The 24,086-nt window shown below is 67.5% G+C and carries 28 protein-coding genes; 18 read left to right on the top strand and 10 right to left on the bottom strand.

The window, feature by feature from the left end; all coding sequences use genetic code 11:
- Nucleotides 1-711, top strand: a complete 711-nt coding sequence (gene pdeM, locus KBY66_RS03595; RefSeq protein ID WP_255087789.1) for a ligase-associated DNA damage response endonuclease PdeM — start codon at nt 1-3, stop codon at nt 709-711.
- Here the strand turns inward: pdeM and KBY66_RS03600 are convergent.
- Complete coding sequence (locus tag KBY66_RS03600; RefSeq protein ID WP_255087822.1) at nt 668-1,102, bottom strand: CBS domain-containing protein; 435 nt, start codon at nt 1,100-1,102, stop codon at nt 668-670. The genes pdeM and KBY66_RS03600 overlap by 44 nt on opposite strands.
- A 116-nt stretch (nt 1,103-1,218) precedes the next feature.
- On the opposite strand from KBY66_RS03600, the gene KBY66_RS03605 reads away from it, so the two are divergent.
- Nucleotides 1,219-1,797, top strand: a complete 579-nt coding sequence (locus KBY66_RS03605) for a CDP-alcohol phosphatidyltransferase family protein (RefSeq protein ID WP_255087790.1) — start codon at nt 1,219-1,221, stop codon at nt 1,795-1,797.
- Here the strand turns inward: KBY66_RS03605 and KBY66_RS03610 are convergent.
- Entirely contained in the window at nt 1,763-2,686 is a 924-nt protein-coding gene (locus tag KBY66_RS03610; protein ID WP_255087791.1) for an NAD-dependent epimerase/dehydratase family protein, read from the bottom strand. The two genes, KBY66_RS03605 and KBY66_RS03610, sit on opposite strands and share 35 nt — an antisense overlap.
- Before the next feature lie 29 nt (nt 2,687-2,715).
- Between KBY66_RS03610 and KBY66_RS03615 the strand changes: the two genes are divergently transcribed.
- Nucleotides 2,716-3,372, top strand: coding sequence for a TIGR04282 family arsenosugar biosynthesis glycosyltransferase (locus KBY66_RS03615; protein ID WP_255087792.1), 657 nt, complete (start codon nt 2,716-2,718; stop codon nt 3,370-3,372).
- Between the two features lie 30 nt (nt 3,373-3,402).
- On the opposite strand, the gene arsS is transcribed toward KBY66_RS03615, so the two are convergent.
- A complete protein-coding gene (gene arsS, locus KBY66_RS03620; protein ID WP_255087793.1) occupies nt 3,403-4,398 on the bottom strand; it encodes an arsenosugar biosynthesis radical SAM (seleno)protein ArsS in 996 nt (331 codons plus the stop codon).
- 101 nt (nt 4,399-4,499) lie between these two features.
- Between arsS and KBY66_RS03625 the strand changes: the two genes are divergently transcribed.
- Nucleotides 4,500-5,126, top strand: a complete 627-nt coding sequence (locus KBY66_RS03625; RefSeq protein ID WP_255087794.1) for a hypothetical protein — start codon at nt 4,500-4,502, stop codon at nt 5,124-5,126.
- A gap of 119 nt (nt 5,127-5,245) precedes the next feature.
- Nucleotides 5,246-5,989 carry a hypothetical protein gene (locus KBY66_RS03630; RefSeq protein WP_255087795.1) on the top strand — a complete coding sequence of 248 codons (744 nt, stop codon included), beginning with the start codon at nt 5,246-5,248 and terminating at the stop codon, nt 5,987-5,989.
- A gap of 157 nt (nt 5,990-6,146) precedes the next feature.
- Here the strand turns inward: KBY66_RS03630 and KBY66_RS03635 are convergent, their stop codons facing one another.
- The 3 genes from KBY66_RS03635 to KBY66_RS03645 all read right to left on the bottom strand — a co-directional run bounded on the left by KBY66_RS03635 (nt 6,147) and on the right by KBY66_RS03645 (nt 7,785).
- Nucleotides 6,147-6,545: a hypothetical protein gene (locus tag KBY66_RS03635; RefSeq protein ID WP_255087796.1), complete on the bottom strand. Its 399-nt coding sequence runs from the start codon at nt 6,543-6,545 to the stop codon at nt 6,147-6,149.
- Between the two features lie 8 nt (nt 6,546-6,553).
- On the bottom strand, nt 6,554-6,994 hold the full coding sequence (locus KBY66_RS15845) for a lysozyme inhibitor LprI family protein (RefSeq protein ID WP_399224768.1): 441 nt from the start codon (nt 6,992-6,994) through the stop codon (nt 6,554-6,556).
- Nucleotides 6,995-7,185: 191 nt separating this feature from the next.
- Complete coding sequence (locus KBY66_RS03645; protein WP_255087798.1) at nt 7,186-7,785, bottom strand: hypothetical protein; 600 nt, start codon at nt 7,783-7,785, stop codon at nt 7,186-7,188.
- A 97-nt stretch (nt 7,786-7,882) separates the two neighbouring features.
- Here KBY66_RS03645 and KBY66_RS03650 point away from each other — a divergent pair, with 97 nt between their 5' ends.
- Nucleotides 7,883-8,620, top strand: a complete 738-nt coding sequence (locus KBY66_RS03650) for a hypothetical protein (RefSeq protein ID WP_255087800.1) — start codon at nt 7,883-7,885, stop codon at nt 8,618-8,620.
- Nucleotides 8,617-9,507 carry an MlaD family protein gene (locus tag KBY66_RS03655; protein WP_255087801.1) on the top strand — a complete coding sequence of 297 codons (891 nt, stop codon included), beginning with the start codon at nt 8,617-8,619 and terminating at the stop codon, nt 9,505-9,507. Before KBY66_RS03650 ends, KBY66_RS03655 begins: the two co-directional genes overlap by 4 nt.
- Here the strand turns inward: KBY66_RS03655 and KBY66_RS03660 are convergent.
- A complete protein-coding gene (locus tag KBY66_RS03660) occupies nt 9,431-11,191 on the bottom strand; it encodes a mechanosensitive ion channel family protein (protein WP_255087802.1) in 1,761 nt (586 codons plus the stop codon). The two genes, KBY66_RS03655 and KBY66_RS03660, sit on opposite strands and share 77 nt — an antisense overlap.
- Nucleotides 11,192-11,284: 93 nt before the next feature.
- On the opposite strand from KBY66_RS03660, the gene hisA reads away from it, so the two are divergent.
- The 10 genes from hisA (at nt 11,285) to KBY66_RS03710 (ending at nt 18,875) form a co-directional block, all read left to right on the top strand.
- A complete protein-coding gene (hisA, locus tag KBY66_RS03665) occupies nt 11,285-12,046 on the top strand; it encodes a 1-(5-phosphoribosyl)-5-[(5-phosphoribosylamino)methylideneamino]imidazole-4-carboxamide isomerase (RefSeq protein WP_255087803.1) in 762 nt (253 codons plus the stop codon).
- Between the two features lie 145 nt (nt 12,047-12,191).
- The gene (locus tag KBY66_RS03670; protein WP_255087823.1) at nt 12,192-12,554 is read left to right on the top strand and encodes a Fur family transcriptional regulator; all 363 of its coding nucleotides are present in this window, start codon (nt 12,192-12,194) and stop codon (nt 12,552-12,554) included.
- Between the two features lie 77 nt (nt 12,555-12,631).
- Nucleotides 12,632-14,302 carry a DUF3685 domain-containing protein gene (locus KBY66_RS03675; protein ID WP_255087804.1) on the top strand — a complete coding sequence of 557 codons (1,671 nt, stop codon included), beginning with the start codon at nt 12,632-12,634 and terminating at the stop codon, nt 14,300-14,302.
- Nucleotides 14,303-14,372: 70 nt separating this feature from the next.
- Nucleotides 14,373-14,939, top strand: a complete 567-nt coding sequence (locus tag KBY66_RS03680) for a thylakoid membrane photosystem I accumulation factor (protein WP_255087824.1) — start codon at nt 14,373-14,375, stop codon at nt 14,937-14,939.
- Nucleotides 14,939-16,330: a class II fumarate hydratase gene (fumC, locus tag KBY66_RS03685; protein ID WP_255087805.1), complete on the top strand. Its 1,392-nt coding sequence runs from the start codon at nt 14,939-14,941 to the stop codon at nt 16,328-16,330. The genes KBY66_RS03680 and fumC overlap by 1 nt, the downstream gene beginning before the upstream one ends.
- A gap of 2 nt (nt 16,331-16,332) precedes the next feature.
- Complete coding sequence (locus tag KBY66_RS03690) at nt 16,333-16,551, top strand: hypothetical protein (RefSeq protein ID WP_255087806.1); 219 nt, start codon at nt 16,333-16,335, stop codon at nt 16,549-16,551.
- A 72-nt stretch (nt 16,552-16,623) separates the two neighbouring features.
- Complete coding sequence (locus KBY66_RS03695) at nt 16,624-17,103, top strand: pentapeptide repeat-containing protein (RefSeq protein ID WP_255087807.1); 480 nt, start codon at nt 16,624-16,626, stop codon at nt 17,101-17,103.
- 255 nt (nt 17,104-17,358) lie between these two features.
- Nucleotides 17,359-17,871 carry a hypothetical protein gene (locus KBY66_RS03700; RefSeq protein ID WP_255087808.1) on the top strand — a complete coding sequence of 171 codons (513 nt, stop codon included), beginning with the start codon at nt 17,359-17,361 and terminating at the stop codon, nt 17,869-17,871.
- A 126-nt stretch (nt 17,872-17,997) separates the two neighbouring features.
- Complete coding sequence (locus KBY66_RS03705) at nt 17,998-18,297, top strand: hypothetical protein (protein ID WP_255087809.1); 300 nt, start codon at nt 17,998-18,000, stop codon at nt 18,295-18,297.
- Nucleotides 18,294-18,875, top strand: a complete 582-nt coding sequence (locus KBY66_RS03710) for a hypothetical protein (RefSeq protein WP_255087810.1) — start codon at nt 18,294-18,296, stop codon at nt 18,873-18,875. The genes KBY66_RS03705 and KBY66_RS03710 overlap by 4 nt, the downstream gene beginning before the upstream one ends.
- Before the next feature lie 29 nt (nt 18,876-18,904).
- Here KBY66_RS03710 and KBY66_RS03715 read toward each other — a convergent pair whose 3' ends face one another.
- Both KBY66_RS03715 and KBY66_RS03720 read right to left on the bottom strand, forming a co-directional pair.
- Nucleotides 18,905-19,888, bottom strand: coding sequence for a formylglycine-generating enzyme family protein (locus tag KBY66_RS03715; protein ID WP_255087811.1), 984 nt, complete (start codon nt 19,886-19,888; stop codon nt 18,905-18,907).
- 8 nt (nt 19,889-19,896) lie between these two features.
- Nucleotides 19,897-21,405 carry an arylsulfatase gene (locus KBY66_RS03720; protein ID WP_255087812.1) on the bottom strand — a complete coding sequence of 503 codons (1,509 nt, stop codon included), beginning with the start codon at nt 21,403-21,405 and terminating at the stop codon, nt 19,897-19,899.
- 121 nt (nt 21,406-21,526) lie between these two features.
- Between KBY66_RS03720 and KBY66_RS03725 the strand changes: the two genes are divergently transcribed.
- Nucleotides 21,527-22,546: a helix-turn-helix domain-containing protein gene (locus KBY66_RS03725; RefSeq protein WP_255087813.1), complete on the top strand. Its 1,020-nt coding sequence runs from the start codon at nt 21,527-21,529 to the stop codon at nt 22,544-22,546.
- On the opposite strand, the gene KBY66_RS03730 is transcribed toward KBY66_RS03725, so the two are convergent.
- Nucleotides 22,515-23,507 carry an HAD family hydrolase gene (locus KBY66_RS03730; RefSeq protein WP_255087814.1) on the bottom strand — a complete coding sequence of 331 codons (993 nt, stop codon included), beginning with the start codon at nt 23,505-23,507 and terminating at the stop codon, nt 22,515-22,517. The genes KBY66_RS03725 and KBY66_RS03730 overlap by 32 nt on opposite strands.
- Between the last annotated feature and the right edge of the window lie 579 nt (nt 23,508-24,086).

Raw genomic sequence — 24,086 nt, forward strand, 5'->3', positions numbered from 1 at the left:
ATGGCCAGCCAACTCCCTTTCCACTGGCGGGGGCACCGCCTGGAGCTGCTGGGCGCCAAGGCCGCCTGGGATCCGGCCCAGGGCCTGCTGCTGCTGGCCGATCTGCACCTGGGGAAGGCGGAAACCTTCCAGGTGCACGGCATCCCGCTGCCCAGCGACGGCGATCGGGCCACCCTCAACGCCCTGCTGGCCCTCGCCCATCACTGGAGGCCCCGCGAGGTGGTGGTGCTGGGCGATCTGATCCACAGCCGCCTGGGGCTCACCGCCGAGCTGCGCCAGACGTTGGCGGCCCTGCCGTCCTTGCTCGGCTGTCCGCTGAGCCTGGTCGGCGGCAACCATGAAACCGGCAGCTGGTTGGAGGGCCTGCCCCAGCAGGCGAGCGGCGCCCGGGGTCCCCTCTGGTTGAGCCACAGCCCCGAGCAGCCGCCGGCAGCCGCGGGGGAGCAGCTGAACATCTGCGGCCACCTGCATCCGGTGGCCCTGATCGGCTCCGGCAGCGACCGGCTGCGGCTGCCCTGCTTCAGCTACGACGGGGTTGCCAACCGGTTGGTCCTGCCAGCCTTCGGTCAGCTGACGGGGGGCCATCCCTGCGAGGATCGCTCAGAACAATGGTTGGTGGCCGAGGGGTCCATCGTTCCTGGGCGCAGGCCTCGCTGCCCTGCTGCCCCTAGGCCTCAGCCGCCAGGGCACGCACCACATCACCGCGGGTGAGCACACCCACCAGTCGCCCTTCCTCAAGCACAAAAAGACGCTGGGTGCTGCGGTCCTGCAGCAGGCGGGCAGCCGCCGGCAGCGAAAGATCGGCTGGGCAGGTGTGGGGATGGGCTCCCATCAGCTCGCCCACGGTGCTGCCCAGGGCCTGGTGCACCTGCCGGTCCCAGTGCAGGGGGTTGCGCAGGTAGATCACAGCGTCGAGCAGCATCACGTAGGGGCCCACATCAACGCCGCCCTCCTTCACCATTAGGTTCTGCTCAGTGAGTTCACCGACCAGGCGGCCCTCCTCGTCCACCACCGGGAGGCCGGAGACGTGGTGGTCACTCATCAGCTGCACCGCCTCCTGCAACGGGGTGGCGGCGCTGACGCTGAGCACCGGGGTGGACATGGCCGCCGCCACGTGCAGGGCCGGCTGGGAATCAAGGGTCATCGCAGCAAGGTGACTGAAGAGGGTTCTAGGCCAGCGCCCGGCCGGCAGAGTGTCCCTCCAGCCCGCCGCCGCCGATGCGTCCTGTCCCCCCCAGCCGCCGCCTCGCCGACGGGCTCACCGTGGCGCGGGCCCTGATCGGCCTGCCCCTGCTGCTGGCCCTGGCTGGTGGACTGGGCGGGCTGGCCTGGATCCTTCTGCTGCTGGGCGGTCTCTCCGATTGGGCCGATGGCGCCCTGGCCCGCCGCGCCGGCGGTGGTTCTGCCTGGGGCGCCCGCCTCGATCCGCTCACCGACAAGATCCTGATCAGTGCGCCCCTGCTCTGGCTCGCCGCCGCCGGCAGGCTGCCGCTCTGGGCGGTGTGGCTGCTGCTGGCCCGGGAGCTGCTGATCTCCGGCTGGCGGGCCGGCCAGGGGAATGGTGGACCGGCCTCCCGTTCGGGCAAGGCCAAGACGGTGCTCCAGTTCCTGGCCATGCTGCTGCTGCTCTGGCCCGGGAGCTGGGGCCTGGGCGGGGGGGCTGTCGCGGCGGTGCTCCACAGCGCCGGCTGGTGGCTGTTCTGGCCTTCGCTGGCGCTGGCGCTGAGCTCAGCGGTGGGGTACGTGCGGGCCCCTCAGCCCCTCAGCCACAGCTCAGCAGGGCATCATCCCCGCTGAAATCGGGGCTTCCCCCGGGGCGAAGGGCGTAGTCGTTGGCAAAGCTGTCTGCCAGGGCGGCATCGAGGTCGAAGACCGGCTTCCAGGCCAGCTCCCGCTCCAGCCGGTGCACATCGGTGAGGAAGTGGGCCAGCCGCAGGGGAAAGGACTTGCGGGCCTTGGGATCGAGCCCCGCCGGATCGAAGCAGCGGATCTCCACCACCGATGGATCCTGACCGCAGGCCCGCGCCGCCGCCGCCACCAGCCCCCGGAAGGTGACGCCCTTGCGGCCGGAACAGTTGTAGATCCGGTTGGTGGCGGCTTCCACTTCCAGGCAGCGGGCCATGGCGATCGCCAGGTCGCCCACATGGCCCAGCTGGGTGATCGTACTGCCGTCGCCGGGCAGGGGCACGGGGCGGCCGTGCACGATCCGATCGAAGAACCAGCTCTCCACCGGGTTGTAGTTCCCCGGCCCGATGATGTACGTGGGTCGGAAGCTGGTGAAGGGAATCCCCTGGCGCCGCAGCCACTCCTCGGTTTCGAGCTTGCCGGCATGGCGGCAGGCCGGATCGGTGGGGGCGTTCTCATCGAGGGGCCACTGCTCGCCATCGGCGTAGACCCCGGCCGAACTCACATACACGAACCGGTGCTTCGGCTCCCCGGTGCGCTCCACCACGGCGCGGCTGTCGGAGAGCGAACGCCCACTGCTGTCGATGATCACGTCGAAGCTGCGGCCCTGCAGCGGGGCGAGGGCCTCGGGGTTGGTGCGGTCCCCGATCAGGTGCTCCACCCCGGCCGGCACGGGGTTGCGGCCGCGGGTGAACAGGGTGAGGTCATGGCCGAAGGCCTGCAATTGGGCCACCAGGGGCTTGCCGATGAAGCGGGTGCCGCCCATCACCAGAATCTTCATCCGATCCACACCCGCAACGCCCCGACAGAATGGCAAGGCAGAAAGGATCCTGCCGCACGATTCTCCTGGCCAAGGCGCCCCTGCCTGGCCAGGTCAAGACCCGCCTGATCCCGGCCCTGGGGCCTGAAGGGGCGGCGGCCCTGGCGGCCGCAATGCTGGAGCGAACGGCGGCGATCGCGCTGGAGGCCGCCCTGGGGCCTGTGGAGCTGTGCGTGGCCCCCTCCCGGGACCTGCCGGTCTGGCAGGAGTTGCGGTTGCCGCGGGATCTGCAGTGGAGCGACCAGGGGGAGGGGGATCTGGGCGAGCGGATGGCGCGGGCAGCGCGGCGCGGCCTGGAAGCTGGCAGCCCGGTGCTGCTGATCGGCACGGATTGCCCGGGTCTGGGGGCGAACCAGCTGCGCGCCGCCGCCGAAGCGCTGCAGGAGCACGATGGGGTGCTGGTGCCCACCTGGGACGGGGGTTATGCCCTGGTGGGGATGGGGCGCTTTGACCCCAGTCTGTTTGACGCCATGCCCTGGAGCACCCCCGCCGTCCTGGCCCAGACGCGCCTCCGGCTGGCCGCCGCGGGCTGGTCGTGGAAGGAGTTGCCGGCCTTGGTTGACATCGACACCCCAGCCGATCTCGCCGCTCTGGTTGGGGATCTCAAAGAGCTGGCGGTGTTGTGGGGCCGCCGCGACGCCGGTTGAACCCAGGTGCAGCGACGCCCCCATCCCGCTTCAGCTCAACGCGCCGCCGCAGCTGGAGCCGCTGCCGGCGGTGCAGCCGAAGCAGTGGTTCGCCACCCGGATCGGCTCTCCCTCGGGATCGCGGCGCAGCAGGTCCCGCAGATGGCTGCGGGGGCCGCTCCCCTGATCCGGGCCGCATGGGAGCCCCAGCTGCTGGTTGAAATCACAGTCGAACAGATGGCCCTGCCAGTCAACGCTGATCAGCGAACGGCACATCACCTGGGCCAGATTTGCCTCGCGGTGGCTGCTGCGCAGCAGCTCCTGGTACGTCTCCAACTGGCCGCTGAGGCGGAGCACCGCTTCGAACCGCTGGATCGGCATGTTGGCCAGGGCATACAGCTGGTTGAAGGCGATGCCGAAGTCGTCGGCGAGCACGCGCTTGTAATCGGCTTCCAGGGGGGCCTGGGGCGGCGGCAGCACCGGGCCCTGGGGGTTGTAGACAAGGTGCAGCTCTAGGCCTGAGCCGCCCTGGCCGTAGCCGAGGGCGTTCAGCTGCCGCAGACCGGCGACGCTGCGCCCGAACACACCCTCGCCGCGCTGCCGGTCCACGTTGCCGGCTGAATAGCAGGGCAGGGAGGCCACCACGGTGACGCCCTGCTCGGCCAGGAAGGCGGCCAGATCCTCCTGGCCTTGCTCAGTGAGGATCGTGAGGTTGCAGCGGTCAATCACCTCCACGCCAAGCCCCCGCGCCGCCGCCACCAGCTCGCGGAACAGGGGATGGAGCTCGGGGGCACCGCCGGTGAGATCGAGGGTTCGGATTCCGCGGGCCTTGAGCACTTCGGGGATCAGCGCCACGGTGGCCGGGTCCATGCTTTCGGTCCGCGTGGGCCCGGCGTTGACGTGGCAGTGGCTGCAGGCCTGATTGCAGCGGTAGGTCAGGTTCACCTGCAGGGTGGTGAGCGCCCCGCGGCGAAGAGCGGGGAAGGTGGTGGCACCTGCCGGGATCGTTGCCGCGATCGCGGCAGGTTGTTGCGGTGACACGGTCATCAGGGAACAAACCGCCAGGGGAGCGCTCAGAGAACGGATGCAGGAACACACTGGATGTGGTCCTCCCTGGCGCACCATGCTGCATCTCGATCTCCCCACCGATGCCGCCTCGGCGGTGGGCAAGGCCAGCCAACCGCTCCCCCAGTGGCCGGCTCAAGGCCTCGGAAGGCAAGAAAGTGCGGCTCCGCCAGTACGCCCGCCTGGTGGATCAGGTGCTGCGGGAGCGGTTGGCCGGCCAGTCCACCCCGCTGGTGCTCGCCGCGGTCGACAGCCTCGGAGCGATCTACCGCTCGGTGAACACTTACCCCCATCTGGCGCCCGTCGGCATCGAGGGCAGCCCCGAGCGCCGCTCAGAGGGCGAGCTGGCCCAGGCCTCCCGCGCCGTGCTCGATGACCTCAACAGCCAGCGGGTCGCCGCCTGGCGGGAGCGGTTTGGCGTGCGTGGCAACGAGGGCCGTGCCAGCACCGACCTGGCCCAGGTGGCGCGGGCCGCCACCTTCGAAGCGGTGCAGAGCCTGATGGTGGACATGGACCGGGTGATGAACGGGCGGATCGACGAGACCGACGGCCGCATCGACGAGGCCCAGACCGCCGGTGCCGACAGCTACGGCGTCTACGACGAGATCGCCCGGCGGGTGTTGCTCTCAGGCGGGGAGGTGCTGGGGGTTCGCCAGGCTGATCTCCCTGAGGGCGCCGCTGTCGCCGCGATCCTGCGCTACGCCCTCTGAGCCCGGAGGGCCCGTTCGATGGTTTCCCCTGCAGCGCCAAGAGCTGCCAAGCCGAGCGGTCACCCCGGGCATGGAACACTGATTTCAGAGATCACTCCACTCCTCGCCATCAGCGTCCGATGCGTGCTCCATTCGCCTTTGCCGCCGCTGGCCTCCTGTCGATCAGCCTTCCGGCAGCCGGCGCCCTGGCCCAGGTGGCGATCGAGAGTCAACGGGTCACGTTTCGAGCCGGAGCCGATTCCACCCTGCTCAAGGGCCAGCTCAAGGGCGACCAGACCATCGACTACAAACTCCGGGCCGGCGCCGGTCAGACCCTGACGGTGGAACTGAAGGGCTCCAACCCGCAGAACTACTTCAACGTGATGGCGGCCGGGACCGACATCGCCCTGTTCATCGGCAGCAGTTCAGGCAACCGCTTCAGTGGGTTCCTGCCCAGCGATGGGGACGTCAGGGTGCGTGTGTATCTGATGAGCCCGGCGGCGCGCCGCAATGAAACCAGCACCTTCAGCCTGAAGGTGGGGATCAGCGGTGCTCCCCTCGCCGCCGTGCCCGCCTCCCGAGATGCCCTGATCCCGGGCACTCCCTATCACGCTTCGGCGGAGGTGCCCTGTGTGTCGGGCAGCAGCGGCAAGGCCACCAGCTGCAAGGCCTCAGTGATCCGCCGGGCCAACAACAGCGCCACGGTAGTGGTCACGAACCCCGAGGGCCAGAAGTGTCAGGTCCTGTTCGTGAAGGGCCAGGCCGTCGCAACCGATCAGCCCGAGAAGCTCACGGTGCAGCGGCGCGGCGATGTTTCGGTGCTGCTGCTGGGGGAGAACTTCGAGCGCTATGAGATTGTCGATGCCCTGGTGGTGGGCGGCTGAGCCCGCTGGCTTCCACCGGCGATTCCACGATCCATCGTTTCGCACATGGTTTGGCTGCTCCAACAGGGATGGGCTTGGTGGATCACTGAGTCCCAATCCCCTGCACTGCAGAGACTCTGAAACGGTCCGAAGTGCTCAATCACCATGGACCCCCATCTCACCACCGACAGATCCTTATGCTGAAGTGATCATTCGCCTCAACAGGAGAACCAGGCCGAACATGGCCACGCCGACCAACTGAAGCAACGGCACGCCGATCATGATCACGCTCTGAGCCAGACCAGGTTCGGGCCCCGTTGAGGTGAGTGGGGAGGAGAGGCTCAGAAGCGCCATCCCCCCCCAGCGACAGAAACAGTGTTGCGATGAAAAGGATTCTCCCAGCAATGCTGCGATCCCCCACGCGTCCAGCCATCAAGCCCAGCAGCAGATAGGGAGCGATGATCAAGGCAAGAAATGGAAGATCGCTGCTTTGCAAGCTGGACGTGCGAACCCAGGTGATGATCAGGCTCAGGGTGGCGGCAAAGATGCAGACCGCTCTGGTGGCCTGGTCAACCATGACCGTCCTCAACTTCCTCGTTGATGTCTGGCATCAGCCCCCCTTTGGATCGCCAAGGATTCCAGCTGCTGCAACCGTTGTTGTTGGCTTGCCTTCACGCAGGCCCTCAGATTCTCCCGAGCCCTCCAGCATTGGTCCATGGTGTTCACCCAACGCCGTTGATCCTCCACCAGGGCATCGCGCTCTGGCTGCTTGAGCGAGGCTTCGTTCCGCAGGCGGCGGAACGCCTGGCGGAGCTGTCCGTCGAGGGCCTTCAGCTCGGCATCACGGCAGATCAGCACCGTGGCGGCACTGCCCGCGAGCTGACAGTGGATCGTCTCGCCATCGAATGAGTCCGGTGGTGGAGGGATCGCCAGGGCGCCAAGCGTGGTTAGTCCTGTTGCCAGAAGCAGTGGCAGAACTGGCAACGGCAACTTCAAGTGCCGGTTGAACCATACAGGCTTCATCATCGTCACGGTTCAAGGTGATCCACGCCTCACGAATGAGAACAGCTGGTTCGATTCCGCCGCACAAACCACCGGCCCGATCCGCCGTCAGTCAGCCCAGGGCTGATTCACAGTGACCATAGAGAGACCACCTTGACTTGTCCCCGACAAGCTGGACCCTCGAGCTGAGCTCGCCAAAAATTTGGAGCGAAGGCTCAGAGCCCCTGCTCGCGAAAAAAACGCCGTATGGCATCTTCGGCAATGCCAACCTTGGCAGCGTCACAGGCAGAGGTTTTGCTGAAGTACTTCCCGGCCTTGTTGAAATTGACCCGACAGCCCCCATCAAATTTCACCTGATGGATCCCCAGCAGGAGGGGAACGATTTCGGGTGGATTTCCACTGGATGAACCACTGGCGGGAGCGACGCTGGCGCCTCCCTCGCTGACGCCCTTCTTGAACGGTGCCGGATCCCAGTAGACGAAGATCGACTGGGTGGCCAGTCGGTAGACCTGGCCTCGGTTCGCCTCAAGGATCTCGCGCTTGGCAGGCTTGCCTGCGGCATCAAAATAGGCGTTGGGCGTGGCCTCATTGGGCATGAGTTCGATTCGTTGGCCACCCTTGAGCTCAATGCTCGCGAAGCCCTGGCGCTGCGAAAAAGTGCACAGACCCGACGACGTGGCCCGATCATCTCCGGCGGGGTAGACGTCGCAGCGGGCATCGACGGTATCGGCCAGAACTGGGGTTGCGACCATCAGGCCAGCGGCACCGAGAAGGGCAGCTGACAGGTGCGACTTCGGCCGCGAACGACGTTTCATCCCAACAATCCCAACCTCTGATCGACGGTACGTCCCCCGGTCGCCCAAGTCCTGGACATCACAGTCTTGACTCCCCTGCCCAGGAACTCACGCAGGGGTGGATCAGGGTCTTCAACCCCACCACGAACCGGCTGAGCGGCACAGCAACCCCAGCGACAAGCCCGAGCCCATCCGAACACCCGACAGCACTCCTACTCTGCCCCCAGTCTCCAACCCGCCGATGCTGCGGCAGATCCGGCGGGACCTCAGCCGCGCGGCACCGCTGACCCTGGTGCTGGGGGCAGCCATCGGGGCCGGTCTGACCCGCTCGTTGATCGAGCCCCTACGCCAGGGCATCACCTTTGCCCTGGAAACCACCACGCTCGGCGCCGTGGAGATCTTTGCTCCGGTGGTGGTCAACCTGATCTGGATCAGTTGCTGCATTCCAGAGCAGGTGGCCCTGGCGGGTCAGAGCGCTCCAGCCACCGGGACCCACAGGCTGGGCCTGCGGGTGATCAGCGCGATGGCGGAGGCGCTGCTGCTGCTGCCCTACTTCGTGGTGAGCGTGCTCCTGGCCAGCGTGCTGGCCTCGCCCCGTCCGGATCTGGGCGAGCAGCTCCCTCTGTTGCTGGGTGCCCTGACTCCAGCGGGCGTGGCAAGCGCCGTGGGGCGCACCGCCCTGTTCGCGGCCACGTCCGCCTGCCTCTGCCACCTGATCGGCCGCTCTGGCCGCCACCACCCGGCGGACCTGCCCATTCTGATCAGCACCGCGATCGTCAACTGTTCGCTCGCGGTGATCCTGCTGGAGGTGGTCGGGCGCGCCATGCTTTCGCCCTCCTTCATCGGACGTCCATGAACGAGCCGCCACCCGCCACGCCGAAGGAACGGTCAGCGTCGCTGCCGCGGGTGTCGATGGAGGTGGTGGGCACCGCCCTGAGCTGGGCCGTGCCGGTGGGAGCGCTGCTGCTGGGCGGCTGGTTGCTGATGACCACCTGGCAGCAGCAGAGCTGGGTGTCGCGCAGCTTCGCCGTGCGCTTCCGCACCAGCGATGCCAGTGGCATCTGGCCCGGGGTGATGGTGACCGTGTCCGGCTTTCGGGTGGGCCGGGTGGAGCGGGTGGCCCTGTTGCAGGACGGCAAGGTGGCCGTGGATCTGCGCATCGCCGAGCAGTACCGCCGCCTGCTCGGGCCGGCCTCCCGCGCCGAGCGATACCAGGAGGGCCTGATCGGGGCCAGTCAGATTGCCCTCACCCCCGATGTGACCCCAGCCGGCCAGCCAGCTCCGCGGAGCGACCTGCTGATTCCGTTTCAGCAAGGTCCGGATCTGGCCGAGTTGCTTGAGGAGATCGGCACCACCCGGCTCAAGCTCAACCGAACCCTCGAGGGCACCGCCGCTGTTGCGGAGCGGGATGTCCCCCGGGCCGTCGCAAGTTTCCGCGGCACCATGGCCGATCTGCGGCAGCTCAGCACCCGCCTGGAGGCCGAAACCAGCCGCACCGCCGCCACCACCCGCCAGACCCTTCGCGTCTATGAGGGCACCGCCAGACAACTCAGCTCCACCGGCGCCGCCGCGCGCCAGGTCACCGAGGAAGCCCTTGGCTTGATGCGCGGTGCCCAGCCGCCCCTGGTGGAGACCCTGGGTGAGGTGCGGGTGCTGGCGCGCCGCGTCAATCAGTTGCTGGATTCGCTGGGGGTGAGGGAAGAACGCCCGGCAGTGCCCCCATCCCCTGCCGATGCACCTTGACCGAGGCGATGCGAAGCCGCTCCACCAGCCGTGCCAGCAGTTCCCGCCGGGTCTCCCCCTGGCGGCCCGCTTCGGTGATCACCAGGGCACTCACCCGCAGGCCCTCGGCCGTCATGGCCTCGACGCCCAGCAGCCGCGGTGGCTCCAGTAGCAGTGGTTTCCAGGCGGGTTCGGCGGCGAAGGCGGCCAGCTCGGCGGTGATGGTTTCCAGCGCACGAGGCAGATCGGCCGTGTTCGGCAGCAGCACCGACACTTCCGCCCCCGAGCGCAGCTTGGTGTGGTTGACGCTCTGCTCACAACCGCTGTTCGGCACCACCACCACCCGCTGGTCCGGGCAGCGCAACTCGGTGCTCAGCACCCCCACATCGATCACTTCGCCAATCCGGCCACCGATCTCCACGGTGTCGCCGATCGCGTAGCGGTCATCGAACAGCAGCACCAGCCCGGCCACGAAATCCCGCAGCAGGCCCTGGAACACCAGGGCCAGGGCCCCGAGCACGGCGCCACTGGCCAGCAGGGCATTGCTGGAGAGGTCCCGCAACACCGGAATCCCCATCACTGTCCAGGCGCCAAGCAGCAGCAGGCAGCCCAGATCCACCAGCCGGCGCAGCACCCGCAGCAGGCTGCGGTAGCGCTGCTCGCGGCGGGCCTGCAAGGCCAGCGGCACGAACACATTGGTGGCCCACTGGCTGAGCAGCAGCCCCACCACACCCCGCAGCAGGGCTGCCAAGGCCACCAGCAGCAGGGCCTTGAACAGCACCACCAGCGGCTGGAGGAGCACATCGATCGCCGGGGCGACCTGTCCCGGCCAGGCCAGCAGAACCACAGCCCCGATCGTCACGCCCAGCACCAGCACCAGGACCAGCAGCAGCCTGCTGAGGCTCTGAACCAGGTGGAACCGGGTTGCGGCAAAGCGGCCAGGAGGTTCGAGCCGGTGGCGATGGAGACCCGGCAACTGGCGTTGGATTCGGCGCCACAGCCAGACGGCCAAGATGAGCAGCCCGGCCAGGCCTGCGCCAACCAGGCTGGAAACCCTCATCCGACCATCGATCGACGCGGTGGCATGGATCCCCCGCGCCCGGCGCAAGCGCCGCTCCAGCCGGCCCCGCCAGTGTTCCGCCAGCCGATCGGCCGTCATGCCATTCAGCTGGGCGTCGGCGGCGGTGACGGTGAGCAAGGGGAAGGGGGTGGCGCGGCCCGGCACGTCGGCCGCCAGCTGGATCAGTCCCCCGGCCTGCCGCTCCACCACCACCCGTAGGGCGGCTGGAGCGCCCTGCAGACCCAGGTGATCTGGGTCGCAGACCGCCTCGGAGGCCCCGATGCTGGCGCGCTCCAGCAGAAGCTCCCCAATCCGTTCCCCCGGGGTGCAGGGCTGCTGGGGCAGGTAGAGCAGCTCGAGATTGCCCTCGATCACCCGGGCCCGCTCGGCAGCATCCGGCCCGGCACCAGAACCCCTCACAGCCGGAGACGCCACGTTGATCGCCGGTACACCAAGGATCCGGACCTGGGCGAGCCGGAAGCTGCCCGCGGTGACCTGGGCCGCCTCGCTGCCAGCGGGGGGACTGGAAGACTCAGCCGCCAGGGCTGGCTCGGCCAACAGCACCAACAGCAGGGCCAGGCCGGCGACCAGGAATCGGCGTTGGCGAAGGGCCCACCCCTGGAGAAACGAGCGGCACGGGGCCATCAGTGGTCTCCTTGTCGTGGCAACGGTGCTCCTTGATAGCGGCGAACGCCGCCAGCGAGGATGGAGGCCGACCACGGCTGCAACCGCCCCGCCATGCAGATCATTCCCGCCATCGACCTGCTCGACGGCCACTGCGTGCGCCTACACCAGGGTGACTACGACCGGGTGACCCGCTTCAGCGACGATCCCGTGGCCCAGGCCATCGAGTGGCAGCGGCAGGGAGCCGAGCGGTTGCACCTCGTCGATCTCGATGGCGCCCGCAGCGGCGAACCGGTGAACGATGGGGTCGTGCGGGCGATCACCGCGGCCCTCACGATCCCGGTGCAGCTGGGTGGCGGGGTGCGAACCGCGGAGCGGGCCGAGGAGCTGTTGGCCTGCGGGCTCGACCGGGTGATTCTTGGCACCTTGGCGATCGAGAAACCTGAACTGGTGCGGGAGCTGGCGGGCCGGCATCCGGGCCGGATCGTGGTCGGCATCGATGCTCGCCAGGGCAAGGTGGCCACCCGGGGCTGGCTCACGGAGAGCCCGGTGGAGGCCACCGCCCTGGCCGCCAGCTTCGCGGGCAGCGGCGTGGCCGCGATCATCAGCACCGACATCGCCACCGACGGCACCCTGGCCGGGCCGAATCTTGAGGCGATGCGGGCGATGGCCGCCGCCAGCTCGATCCCGCTGATCGCCTCCGGCGGGGTGGGCTCGCTCACCGACCTGCTCGCCCTGCTGGGGCTCGAGCCGCTGGGGGTTCAAGGAGTGATCGTGGGCCGCGCCCTCTACGACGGCAGCGTCGATCTCCGTGAAGCGCTCCAGGCGGTGGGCCCCGAGCGGCTGCAGGACCCCCTCCAACTCACGGTGGGTTAGCTGGAGGTGTCAACCGTGGCAACAGGTTTAAGGCCGCCCGATAGCATCAGCATGATCCTTAACCCTTGTTGTGGCCGCTCCGCTATCCCCTGACACTCCGGAGATCAGCGTTGCGGCGGCGTTTCGGCGTTGCCGTGATCTCGGCATGCGGCTGAGCCGCCAGCGCAGGATGGTGCTGGAGTTGCTCTGGACGGAACGCAACCACCTCAGCGCCCGCGACATCTTCGAGCGGCTCAACACCCAGGGCCGAAACATCGGCCACACCTCCGTCTATCAAAACCTCGAAGCGCTCCAATCCGCCGGGGTGATCGAATGCCTGGAGCGGGCCAATGGCAGGCTCTACGGCTACCGGAGCGATCCCCACAGCCATCTCACCTGCCTGGAGTCGGGCGAGATCCATGACCTCGACGTCACCCTCCCCACCGATCTGATCCAGCAGATCGAAGCGCTCACTGGCTTCGCCATCGAGTCGTACACCCTCCAGCTGTGCGGCCGGCGGCAAGCCTGAAGCCTCCGGCCCGTTCAAACTGAGCTGGATATTCGGCTGGGTCTCGTTACCTTGGCATCATCGGCCTGCCGAAGCGCGTGATCGAAGCCGCCGTATCCCCCAGAGCAGCGTCCAGCCAGCCCCCCCAGATCCTGCTGTTCGCCGAGCCCCTCCTGCGGCAGGGACTGGTTGCCCTGCTCGGCGCTGAGCCGGCCGGCTACCGGCTGGCCAGCGGCGCTGAGGCCCTGGTCGGGGCTCCCCAGCTGGTGATCTGGAGCCTGGCGGCTCCCCTGGAGCCGGTCAACCTGCTGCGGGAACTGGAACGCCTTGAGCAGCGCTGGCATCCCGCCCCCCTGCTGCTGCTGTTGCCGGCCACGCCGGGCCTGCGCCGCGACTGGTTGCTGCAATTGCCGGCGGCGGGCCTGCTGCAACAGCCCGACCCCGACCAGTTGCTTGCGGCCGTGGCCACCCTGCTCGATGGCGGCCGCGTTGTGGAGTTGCAGGGGGATGGCCCGCAGGCAGCCGCCGAGGCCCAGGCTTCAGGGCCCCTGGGGCTGGGCCAGTGGTTGCTGCAGAGTGGCCTCCAGCAGATTGACGCTGAGCTGCGGCGCTGCCGCCGGCTGCTGGATCCGCCGCCGCAAAGCCTTCTCCTGGCTCTGGTCCTGGCTGGGCGGGTGCGGGAGCTGGAAGCGGCCCGCAACCTGCTGATCTGGTTGTGGGGACCGATCAGCCTGGCCTGGAGCCAGCCGGAGCCCACGACCCCGGGGTCGGCCCTGCCCCGGCCCCCGCTCGGCGGCGGCACGGAGATCACCCTGCGCCATCGCACCGCCGAAGGGGTCTGGCAGCTGATTCGGGAGCGGCTGGCCACCGCCAGCGCCGCTGCGCTGACGCCCGAGCCGAATGGGGCCCTTTTCGCCCTGCAGGGGCTCAGCCCCGAGCGGCGCCGCGATCTGCTGCTGGCTTTGCTGAGCCAGCTCGATCAGCTGCTGGGCCGTCTGCGGCAGGAGCGACTACGCGGCGACGACCTGCAGGGCCGCTGGCAGCAGCTTCAACCGGAACTGCGCCGCCATGCCCTGCGCCAGATGGCCGGGCCCTACGTGCAACTGCCCCAGCAGGGTCAGTTGCTTCCCGTCGCCGACACCCTGAGCGGCCTCAGCGACCTGGCCCTCACCGACCCCGATCTGCCCCCCTGCCTGCCGATGCTCACGGCCCTGCTCAGCGCCCAGCCCCTGCTGGTCGATGGCCGGCTGCTGGCGCCGGATGAACCCCAGGCCCTGCTCTATCTCGAGGCGCTGGTAGGCAACTGGCTGGTCCGCACCGCGGAACTGATCAGCGGCGAGGTGCTGGCCTGCTGCGGAGACTGGCCCGAGCTGCGCCGCTATCTGCTGGTTCAGGAGTTGCTGGCCACCCGCAGCCTGGAACGGCTGCGCAACCAGCTCAATGCCCGCCAGCGCTGGAGTGCCTGGTTCGAGCGGCCAATCCAACTCTACGAGAGCCGCCGGCTGCTCTACCGGCTTGAGGGGGGCACCATCTTGCCCCTGCTGCTCACCGAGCCCCGCGACCAGGAGCTCCGGCAACTGGGCTGGCTGCAGCAGGTGGTCACCCTGGCCCTGGAAACCCGTGACGCCCTGGCCCCCCAGCTCCAGGCCCTCTTGCGGCGCCTCGGCGATCTGTTCGTGGTGGTGCTCACCCAGGTGGTGGGGCGGGCGATCGGGCTGGTGGGGCGCGGCATCCTGCAGGGCATGGGCCGGAGCGTCAGCCGGAGCTGAGCGGCCCTGGGCAGCTGGTGCGCTGCTGGACCGTCACAATGGCGCCAGCTCCCCCACCCACCGGTTGCGCGTGCCCCCCAGCCCTGCCCCCCTCCTGCACCGCCTGCTTGGGCTGGTTCTGGTCTTGCTGATCGCGACTGCAGGGGGGAGCCCGGCCCAGGCTGCCCTCACCACCAACAGCTACGACGGCAACATCTACGCCCTCTACGCCGGCAACGGCTCCCTGGTGCCCCCCCGCAGCAGCCTGGAGCAGGCGATGGCCGATCACCGCGCCGCCGTGGTGGTGTACTACCTCGATGACAGCGCCGACAGCAAGCAGTTCTCGCCGGTGCTCAACGAGCTGCAACGGCTCTGGGGCCGGTCGGTCGAGCTGATCCCCCTCACCACCGACGCCCTTCAGAACCGACCGGAGACGGGGCCGACCGATCCGGCCCACTACTGGAAGGGCGAGATCCCCCAGGTGGTGGTGTTCGATCCGCAGGGTGAGGTGATTCTCGAAGGAAGCGGCCAGGTCGACATCGATGTGATCAACGCCGCCCTTACCCGGGCCACGGGCCTTGATCCCACGGCCGGAGCCGGCACCAGCACCACCCGCAGCTTCAACGAGCTGAACAGTGAAGTGGTGCCGGCCGGCTGATGGGCAGCCGAGAGACGGAAACCAGAACCGAAACCGACAGCCTCGGTGCGATCGAGGTGCCCGCGCACCGCTACTGGGGCGCCCAGACCCAACGCTCGATCCACTTCTTCCCCTTCGGCGACGCGATGCCCCTGGCTGTGGTGCACGCCTTCGGCCAGCTCAAGGCGGCCTGCGCCGAGGTGAACCGGGCCAAGGGCAAGCTCGATCCCGACCTGGCCGCCCTGGTCGTGGCCGCCGCCGAGGAAGTGGCCAGCGCCCGCCTGGACGGGGAGTTCCCGCTCAAGGTGTGGCAGACGGGCTCGGGCACCCAGACCAACATGAACGTCAACGAGGTGATCGCCAACCGGGCGATCGAGGCGGCGGGCGGGGTGCTGGGCAGCAAGTGCCCGGTCCATCCCAACGACCACGTGAACCTCAGCCAATCGAGCAACGACACCTTCCCCGCCGCCCTGCACGTGGCCGTGGCGATCGAGCTGGAACGGGCGCTGATCCCCGCCGTCGAAGCCCTGATCACCTCCCTGACCGCCAAGGCCGTCGCCTACGCCGACATCATCAAGATCGGCCGCACCCACCTGCAGGATGCGGTGCCCCTCAGCCTCGGCCAGGAGTTCGGGGGTTACGCCGCCCAGCTGGAGCTGGGTCTGGAAACCCTGCGCGCCAGCTTGCCCCAGGTGCGGCAACTGGCGATCGGCGGCACGGCCGTGGGCACCGGCCTGAATGCACCGATGGGATTCGGCGAAGCGGTGGCGGAACGGCTGAGCGAGCGGATCGGCCTGCCGTTCAGCAGCGCCCCCAACAAGTTCCAGGCCCTCGCCGGCCATGAGCCCCTCGCCGCTGCCCACGGGGCGCTCACGGTGCTGGCCGGCAGCCTGTTCAAGATCGCCAACGACATCCGCTGGTTGGGCAGCGGCCCCCGCTGCGGCCTCGGTGAGCTGGTGCTGCCGGAGAACGAACCCGGCTCCTCGATCATGCCCGGCAAGGTGAACCCCACCCAGTGCGAGAGCCTCACCCAGGTGGCGGTGCAGGTGATCGGCAACAACACCGCCGTGCAGATGGCCGCCAGCCAGGGGAACTTCGAGCTCAACGTGTTCAAGCCGCTGATCGCACGCAACCTGCTGGAAAGCATCCAGCTGCTCACGGGAGGTTGCCACAGCTTCCGCTGTTTCTGCGTCGAAGGCCTGGTGGCCAACCGCGGCCGCATCGAAACCCTGCTCGACCAGAGCCTGATGCTCGTTACCGCCCTCACCCCGGCGATCGGTTACGACCGGGCCTGTGCCATCGCCAAGCATGCCCACAACAACCAGCTCAGCCTCCGGGAGGCGGCCCTGGTGCTCGGCGAGATCAGTACCGAGGAGTTTGATCGCTGGGTCCAGCCGGCCGCGATGATCTGACCATGGCACGATCCCAGCCGGTGGCCCGCTCGCCGATGGCCCAGTTTCGATCCACAACCTGGTATGAGCGGCAGCTGCGACGGCATCAATCCCCCTTCTACCGCCTGCTGGATCGCTCCTTCGGCTTTCGGGTGCTGATGGCCGCCCTCGCCTCCTTCTGTCTTCTGGCCGTGGTCAATCGCTTTGAGAACTGCCATGGCGCGCAGGCAAAAGACAACTGACTGACCAGCAGCTTCTACGAGATCGTCAGCATTGGCAACGTTGAATCCTTCAGCATTGTTGCGGCCGGATTGGTGTACATCCTGGAAGCAGGACGCCGCAAGGAGAAGGAGCACCAGGAATACTTCGAGCTGATCATCGCCGCCAGGGAATCAGGTTTCAAGGGTCACCTGGGGCGGATCAGGGCGCTCGAGGATCTTGCAGCCGATGGCCTCTGGCAGGACGATTTCGATTTGCACGGAAACCATCTGGAAGGATTGAGCCTGCCAGGCAGTCGCTGGAGAGGTGTGGATTTCACGGGCTCCCGTCTTCAGGGAGCCAACTTCAGGCAGGCGGACCTGCAGGTGGCGATGTTTGTCAACGCGGATCTGAGCGGCGCGAACTTTCGGGATGCCGATCTCCGCGGCGCCCAGTTCAACAACTCCAGCCTCAGGGAAGCTGATCTGAGGGGCGCAAACCTGGAAGGAACCTCCTTCTCGGGAGCCAACCTCACAGGCGCAACAGTCGATCAAAATGCCCCAATCGCCGCGCGGCAGCAACCTCAGCAGCCGTAACGCCGTCAACCTGCCGTCCCACTGGCATGGAACGGATTGACTTGGCACCCATTGGCTCGGATGTCATTGGCTTGGATTCCATTGGATTGAGCCCCATTGGATTGGAGCAGATCTGGTTCTGCGGAAGATCTCATCTCCTCAGGGCCAGCATCAAGACCTGCCGCGAGATTGTTTCGATTCAAGAATCAACGCGGCCCTTGGGTGAGGCGAGTGTGCAAGGTTGAATTATCCCGATGACACGCTTCGGAATCCTCCATGCTCAACCGGAAGACTGTGTTTCGCCATGGCCTGCTGCTTGGTGGCCTTGCCCTCGGACTGCTGACAGTCCCGTCTCCCGGACGGGCCGAGGTGCTTTACAAGCTCGACACCACCTGCACGATCAAGGGGGGCGCCCCCATGCCCTGCACCGTGGTGGCCACCAACGAAGGCACGGCCACCCTCTACAAGCACACCCTGGCGGCGAGCACGGAAACGATCCGCGTCAAGGACGCTCCGATACGGATGGACCGTTGGCTGACTGCCACGAAGGAGTGGCAACCCCTGAGTCAGGCCGGCGCCCGCTTCTCCACCAACACCGTGTGCTTCAACGGCCTCGACTTCTGCGTGGTGAACCCCAACTACCTCAACAGCGTTCGCGAGAGCAACCCAACGGCTACGGCCGAGCGTGATCTGGTGCGGGTCCATTTCGGAGCCGATGGCAGGGTCGATATCACTTGCTACGACGACGGCTGCGCGATGTTTCAGAAATGCGCGGTGATTCAGAAATGAAGGTGTTCGCAGGTATCAGCAGCCTCGTGCTCACAGGTGTACTGGCCCTGCCGGCTGGCGCAGGATTTGCCCTTGATCGCGCCTCCTTCGCTTCAGCAGGCACCTCATCTGATCTGATCGCCCGTGGTGGTGGAGGTGGCAGCCGTGGTGGTGGAGGTGGCAGCCGTGGCGGTGGCGGTGGAAGTCGTGGTGGTGGAGGTGGCAATCGCGGGGGAGGTGCTGCAAGGGCCAATACAGGCTTCAGCGGCGGTGGCGGTGGCCTCAATCGCGGCGATTCCCGCCCGAGCGGTGGCTGGAGCAACAAGGTGGGAAGCGGGGCTGCCCGTCCCTCGATGGATCGTCCCAGTGCCGGCAGCCGGGACATCAGTCGACCGAACGCCGGCAGCCGAGATCTCAATCGGCCGAGTGCGGGCACCCGGGACTTGAACCGACCCAATGCCGGAACCCGTGATCTCAGCCTCTCCACCGCCGGCACCCGTGATCTCAGTCGTGATGTGAACCAGAATGTCAATGTCAACCGCGATCTCAACCGGAGCATCGATCGCAACTTCAGCGTCAACCGCAACTGGGATCGTCGCGTCGACATCAACAACGTGAATGTGCGCCCGGGCTGGGCCCGGCCAGGCTGGGGGGTGGCACGCCCCTGGAACACCGGCTGGTATGGCGGCTGGTCCACCCCCACCTGGGGCTGGTGGGGAGCCCGCGCCGCTGCCTGGGGCGTGGGCTCCCTGGCCACCGCGGCGATCATCAACAATGCTGTCGACAACGCCGTGAACACCAACTCCACCTACATCGTGGTGCCCAATTCGAACTACCAGTTGGTCTTCGGCTCTGTCCAGCCCTCCGGCACTTCCGCGATCAGCTTCGCGGTCACCGACAGTGGCAGCACCTATCAGCTGACGGCCGATTGTCAGTCGGGCTTGCTCAATGGCCAGGAGCCCCAGAGTGCCGCGGACGCGGAGCTGCTCAATGCCGCCTGCCAGGTGGCCTTCGGCAACGCCTGACCAGAGAGGAGATGCCGGCAGGGGCTTCTTCAGGCCCCAGCGCCGGCTCCGCTGACGCGCACGATGCAGCGGAAACCCAGGTGGCAAGTGGAGGTGTCGATGCCCTGGGCCATGCGGGCGGCTGGTCGGTAACGGCGGCAATAGCTGGGGGCACAAAGAAACGAGCCCCCCTTCATCACCTTGCGGGGAATCGCGCCGTGCTGGGAGGCGCGATCGATGCTGGCCTCACGGGCCTGCTTCGCGGAGGCACAACAGCCTTCCGCCACGGCTGCCCTGTGCCCATGGTCCCGGTACCAGCTATCGGTCCACTCCCAGACGTTGCCGATGCAATCGAAGAGGCCAAAACCGTTGGCAGGAAAAGCGCCCACCGGGGACGTACCCGCGAAGCCATCGACCAGGCTGTTGTGGTGCGGGAAGTCGCCCTGGAAGGTGTTGGCCACCGGGCGGCCTCCCGGATGCAGCTCCTCCCCCCAGGCGAATTCAGCGCCTTCGCGCCCGCCCCACGCGGCCCGCTCCCATTCGGCCTCGGTCGGTAGCTGCTTGCCGCTCCAGGCGGCATAGGCCGCCGCATCCTCGTGGGCCACATGCACCACGGGATTGTTGGGGCGATGCTTGATCGAACTGCCGGGGCCCTCTGGGTGACGCCAGTCGGCACCGGGGATGTACTGCCACCAGCGGTAGGGATCGCCCTGGCCCACCGGCCCCGGTGGCGGCACGAAGACGATCGAGGCCGGCGCCAGCAACTCCGGCAGCGCATCGGGATAGAGGGCCGGATCGGCAGGCCGCTCGGCGCTGGTGCGGTGGCCCGTGGCCTTCACGAACTTCAGGAACTGGGCGTTGGTGACCGGTGAGCGGTCGATCCAGAACCCTTCGACAGCCACCCGATGGGCCGGTGCCTCCTCGGGGTAATGGGCGTCGGAGCCCATCATGAAGCTGCCCCCCGGAATCCAGACCATCTCCCGGGCCGGGGGGCGACCCGGCCCGGGGCGGCGGCTGGCGGTGGCCAGGCTCATCGGCAGATTCAGCTGGCGCCCCCTGCCGAGATCATCTTTTCCAGCACGTCGCTGATCGTGAAGCTGGCCGCCTTCTGACGGGGCGGGTACTTCTGGAACGAGGCCAGGAACTCCGCCACGAAGGACTGAGCCGGGACCAGCATGAAGGCATGGTCGAGCAACCAGTCCCAGTAGGTGTTGGAGGTGATGTCGGCCCGCTCGTAGGGATCGGTGAGCAGGTTGAAGATCTTGGGCACCCGCAGCGCGGTGAAGGGCTCGGCCCAGATCTGAAGTGTGCCGGCCTGGCGCTGCTCCATGAACACGAACTTCCAGTTGTCGTAGCGCAGGCCGGTGAGATCACCGTCGTCGGAGAAATAGAAGAACTCCACCCGTGGGCTCTTGCCTGTCTTGCCCGTCCAGTAGTCGAGCATGTTGTAGCCATCGAGGTGGATGTGGAAGTTCTTGCTTCCCACCTGATGGCCGTCGAGGAGCTTCTGCTTGATCTCCGGCTCACCGGCGGCAGCCATCAGCGTGGGCAGCCAGTCGAGATGGCTCACGACGCCCGTGAACAGGGTGCCGGGCTCAATCTGTCCTGGCCAGCGCACCAGGGCTGGCACCCGGTAGGCCCCCTCCCAGTTGGAGTTCTTCTCGTTGCGGAAGGGGGTCATGCCGGCATCGGGCCAGCTGTTCATGTGGGGGCCGTTGTCGGTGCTGTACATCACGATCGTGTCGTTGGCGATGCCCAGCTCATCCACCAGATCCAGCATCTGGCCGATGCAGTTGTCGTGGTAGATCATCACGTCGTGGTATTCCGACTGCCAACGCCCGGATTGGCCCACATCCTGGGGCCGTGCGTGGGTGCGGAAGTGCATGTGGGTGGTGTTGAACCACACGAAGAAGGGCTCACCGGAGGCCACCGCATCGCGGATGAAGCGCTTGGCCTCGGCCATGAACTCCTCGTCGCAGTTCTCCATCCGGTGCTTGGTGAGCGGTCCGGTGTTCTCGATCCGCTGGGTGCCGTCACCGTTGGCCCAGCAGTGCAGCACACCGCGGGGGGCGAAGCGCTTGCGGAAGTTCGGGAACTCCGGATCATCCGCCTTGGGATAATCCCGTAACTCAGGTTCCTCCTCGGCGTTGAGGTGGTACAGGTTGCCGAAGAACTCATCGAAGCCGTGCATCGTCGGCAGATGCTCGTCCCGGTCGCCGAAGTGGTTCTTGCCGAACTGGCCGGTGCGGTAGCCCAGGGGCTGGAGCAGCTCGGCGATGGTGGGGTCCTCGGCCCGGAAGCCCAGTTCGGCGCCGGGGAGGCCCACCTTGCTGAGGCCGGTGCGGAACACGCTCTGGCCGGAGATGAAGGCGGCGCGGCCGGCGGTGCAGCTCTGCTCGGCGTAGTAATGGATGAAGCGGCCGCCTTCCTTGGCCACCCGGTCGATGTTGGGGGTCTGGTAACCCATCAGCCCATCGCTGTAGCAGCTGAGGTTGCTCTGGCCGATGTCGTCGCCCCAGAGGATCAGGATGTTGGGTTGGCCGTTGGGCATGGTGGGAAAAGGACCAGGAGGGTGTCAGTGGTGGTGGAGTGCCCCGGCGGGTGTGCTCCGACGACAAGGATCATGACCACCGTGGCAGGGTGGGACCACTCAAAAAGTGCATTTTTTGACGGTGCACGGTTTCCTTAACCCCGGCGACCTCTCCCTCGAGACCCTGGTCCCCCAGGGTTCACACCCGTTCGGCTGCATCGAGCAGTTGCAGGAAGGGGTCCGGGCCATGGGGTTGCCGCTGGATCTGATCCAACTGGAAGCGGGACGGTTGTCGGGGGAGCTGCTGCCCCTTCAGGTGGGCCCGCTGCAGCTCCTGCGGTTGCGGGCGGACCGGGGGCTCCACGGCCGCGGGAGCAAACCCCTGGGCCGCCAGGTGGTGGCCCTGGATCTGGAGCCGTGGCGCCACCAACAGCCCCTCGTGGCCCACGGGGTACGGCTGCCATCGGACAGCCTGTTCGGCCTGGCGCCCAGTGGAGGAATCCATCTCAGCACCGGCGGACCCTGCTCCCTGGCGATTCTGACGATTGAACGCCAGACTTTCCTGCGCTGGGCCACCGATCTGGGCTGCCCTGAGCTGGATGGGGCAGCCTTCGATCGCAACTGGTTCGCGATTTACCCTCACTTGCAGGAGGGGTTGAGGGCCTACCTGCGCCAGCTGTTCGCGGTGGCGGAACGGCAGCCGGCACGGCTGCTGGGGTCCCACCGCTGGTCTCGATTGGTGGCGGAGGATCTGGTTCCCCTCGTGGTGGAAGCCCTGGCCTCGCTGGCTGGCCAGGCCAACCGCTCGCAGCGGCCGATCGCCCGGATCGAGCTGGTCAAGGCCACCCAGCGGTGGATGGATGAGCACCCAATGGAACCGATCACCCTCGACGCCCTTTGCAGGCGGGTGCATGCCGGGCGCAGAAGCCTGATCCAGGGCTTTCGCGAGCATCTGGGGATGGGGCCGATGGCCTACCTCAAGAGGCAACGGCTCCATGGCGCCCGGCGGGTCTTGCTGGCTGCCGACCCCGCCCAAACCTGCGTGGCTTCGGTGGCCGGGGAGTTCGGCTTCCTCAACGCCGGCCATTTCGCCATCGCCTACCGGGAGCTGTTCGGCGAGCGGCCCAGCATCACCCTCCAGGGGGGCAGGCGACCGGCTTGATCGGCGGGTTGGCGGGGTAGATGCTGGACCAGTCGTTGCGCATGCTCACCACCGTCCAGCCCCGCTTCGGCGCCTCGTCCAAGGCCCGATCGAGGCGGCCGAAGAGGGTCTGGCGGTCGTGAGCGAATTCCCGCTTCCCGTCGTCGTGGTGCAGGAGCATTCCCAGGCGGGTGCCTGGCCCCGCCGTGGTCCACTCGAGCATCGCCAGATCGCCATCGGAGTTGCCGAAGGCGGCGATGGGACGCCGACCGATGGCGTCGTGGATGCCCACCGGTTTGCCGGCACCGTCGTCGATGAAGGCCACCTCGGGGCGGCGCAGGATCGTCGGTACGCCGTTTTGCACCACGTACTCGCTGCGCACGGTGGAGCCCACCACACGTTCGGCAGGAATGCCGTAGAGATCCTCGGACACCACCCGCACGAAGTCCTTGCCGCCGCCGGAAACGATCCAGGTCTGGAAGCCCCTTGCCCGCAGCAGGTCGAGCAGCTCCCGCATCGGCGCGTAGGTGAGGGCGGTGTAGGGCCGCTTCAAGGTGGGGTGGCAGGCGCTGTGGATCCACTCGCGCACCAGCGCCGTGAAGGCGTCGGTGCTGAGGCCGCCGTGGGTGAGGGCCACCAGCTCCAGCACCCCCTGGCTGCCATGGGCCATCACCGCCTTGAGGTCGCCGGCCGCCGCAGCGGCGACCACGGGGCTGGCCGCCAGCTCGGGACGCTCAGCCACCAGGCGGCGGGCCCGCTCGAGGGCGAAGGCCAGTTGCACGTACATCGGTTGCTCGCCCCAGAGGGTGCCGTCGTTGTCGAACACGGCGATCCGCTCGGCCGGCGGCACGTAGTCGGGGCTGCCTTCCCGGCTCACCGCCTCGATGAAGGAGAGCAGGCGTGCCCTCGCGGCTCCCTCCCGCCAGGAAGGGAGCAGACTGGGATCCAGGGGACGGGGGGACGCCGCGACCGGCAACGCCATGGCGATCAGCGCAGTGGCACCCAAGGCGGCGCTGAACAGGGAGCGGAGCCCCCTGCGAGCCCTGATTCCAGGCAGGGCAGGTCCATGACCCTGGCCGGTTGGGCTGCTCAAGCCGCCCCCAGCCGGCCTTTCCGCCAGCGCAGAAACGGGATCGACACCACCAAGGTGACCAGGAGGTAGGCCAGACGGCCAGTTTCAGGCCGGGCATCCCTGCACCGTAGGTGGAGGCAAACAGCAGTGCCAGGCCCGGGTTGCGCATCGATGTGACCAGGGCCACGGTGGTGCGCTCGCGCGGCTCTGGGCCAGCCATGAGTTCGAAGGATGTGTCGTCGTTGATGGGAGCCAGCACGGCTGTGGTCGTTGCTTTTGTCGAGGAGTTGCATTGGGTGATTGTTCGGCCCACAAGCGGTACTTCTAAGGAGACTCTGGAAAACCCCACCACCCTGCGCGATAATGGCCGTGTGATCGCAGGCGTGAACAGGGTTCATGGGCATCAAGCAGCTCGGCTTTGGTGATTACGAGCAGTCCACGGCCAAAAAGCGGACCCGGCGAGACCGATTTCTGGCTGAGATGGAGGCG

Origin of the sequence: Synechococcus sp. Tobar12-5m-g, from assembly GCF_024345415.1 — a bacterium.
GTDB lineage: Bacteria > Cyanobacteriota > Cyanobacteriia > PCC-6307 > Cyanobiaceae > Regnicoccus.

What these genes read in the sequence shown, in the direction of transcription:
- pdeM (WP_255087789.1), top strand. Translation starts at nt 1, where the DNA reads ATGGCCAGCCAACTCCCTTTCCACTGGCGGGGGCACCGCCTGGAGCTG.
- KBY66_RS03600 (WP_255087822.1), bottom strand. Translation starts at nt 1,102, where the DNA reads ATGTCCACCCCGGTGCTCAGCGTCAGCGCCGCCACCCCGTTGCAGGAG.
- KBY66_RS03605 (WP_255087790.1), top strand. Translation starts at nt 1,219, where the DNA reads ATGCGTCCTGTCCCCCCCAGCCGCCGCCTCGCCGACGGGCTCACCGTG.
- KBY66_RS03610 (WP_255087791.1), bottom strand. Translation starts at nt 2,686, where the DNA reads ATGAAGATTCTGGTGATGGGCGGCACCCGCTTCATCGGCAAGCCCCTG.
- KBY66_RS03615 (WP_255087792.1), top strand. Translation starts at nt 2,716, where the DNA reads ATGGCAAGGCAGAAAGGATCCTGCCGCACGATTCTCCTGGCCAAGGCG.
- arsS (WP_255087793.1), bottom strand. Translation starts at nt 4,398, where the DNA reads ATGACCGTGTCACCGCAACAACCTGCCGCGATCGCGGCAACGATCCCG.
- KBY66_RS03625 (WP_255087794.1), top strand. Translation starts at nt 4,500, where the DNA reads ATGCCGCCTCGGCGGTGGGCAAGGCCAGCCAACCGCTCCCCCAGTGGC.
- KBY66_RS03630 (WP_255087795.1), top strand. Translation starts at nt 5,246, where the DNA reads ATGCGTGCTCCATTCGCCTTTGCCGCCGCTGGCCTCCTGTCGATCAGC.
- KBY66_RS03635 (WP_255087796.1), bottom strand. Translation starts at nt 6,545, where the DNA reads ATGGTTGACCAGGCCACCAGAGCGGTCTGCATCTTTGCCGCCACCCTG.
- KBY66_RS15845 (WP_399224768.1), bottom strand. Translation starts at nt 6,994, where the DNA reads ATGATGAAGCCTGTATGGTTCAACCGGCACTTGAAGTTGCCGTTGCCA.
- KBY66_RS03645 (WP_255087798.1), bottom strand. Translation starts at nt 7,785, where the DNA reads ATGAAACGTCGTTCGCGGCCGAAGTCGCACCTGTCAGCTGCCCTTCTC.
- KBY66_RS03655 (WP_255087801.1), top strand. Translation starts at nt 8,617, where the DNA reads ATGAACGAGCCGCCACCCGCCACGCCGAAGGAACGGTCAGCGTCGCTG.
- KBY66_RS03660 (WP_255087802.1), bottom strand. Translation starts at nt 11,191, where the DNA reads ATGGCCCCGTGCCGCTCGTTTCTCCAGGGGTGGGCCCTTCGCCAACGC.
- hisA (WP_255087803.1), top strand. Translation starts at nt 11,285, where the DNA reads ATGCAGATCATTCCCGCCATCGACCTGCTCGACGGCCACTGCGTGCGC.
- KBY66_RS03670 (WP_255087823.1), top strand. Translation starts at nt 12,192, where the DNA reads ATGCGGCTGAGCCGCCAGCGCAGGATGGTGCTGGAGTTGCTCTGGACG.
- fumC (WP_255087805.1), top strand. Translation starts at nt 14,939, where the DNA reads ATGGGCAGCCGAGAGACGGAAACCAGAACCGAAACCGACAGCCTCGGT.
- KBY66_RS03690 (WP_255087806.1), top strand. Translation starts at nt 16,333, where the DNA reads ATGGCACGATCCCAGCCGGTGGCCCGCTCGCCGATGGCCCAGTTTCGA.
- KBY66_RS03700 (WP_255087808.1), top strand. Translation starts at nt 17,359, where the DNA reads ATGCTCAACCGGAAGACTGTGTTTCGCCATGGCCTGCTGCTTGGTGGC.
- KBY66_RS03715 (WP_255087811.1), bottom strand. Translation starts at nt 19,888, where the DNA reads ATGAGCCTGGCCACCGCCAGCCGCCGCCCCGGGCCGGGTCGCCCCCCG.
- KBY66_RS03720 (WP_255087812.1), bottom strand. Translation starts at nt 21,405, where the DNA reads ATGCCCAACGGCCAACCCAACATCCTGATCCTCTGGGGCGACGACATC.
- KBY66_RS03730 (WP_255087814.1), bottom strand. Translation starts at nt 23,507, where the DNA reads ATGGCGTTGCCGGTCGCGGCGTCCCCCCGTCCCCTGGATCCCAGTCTG.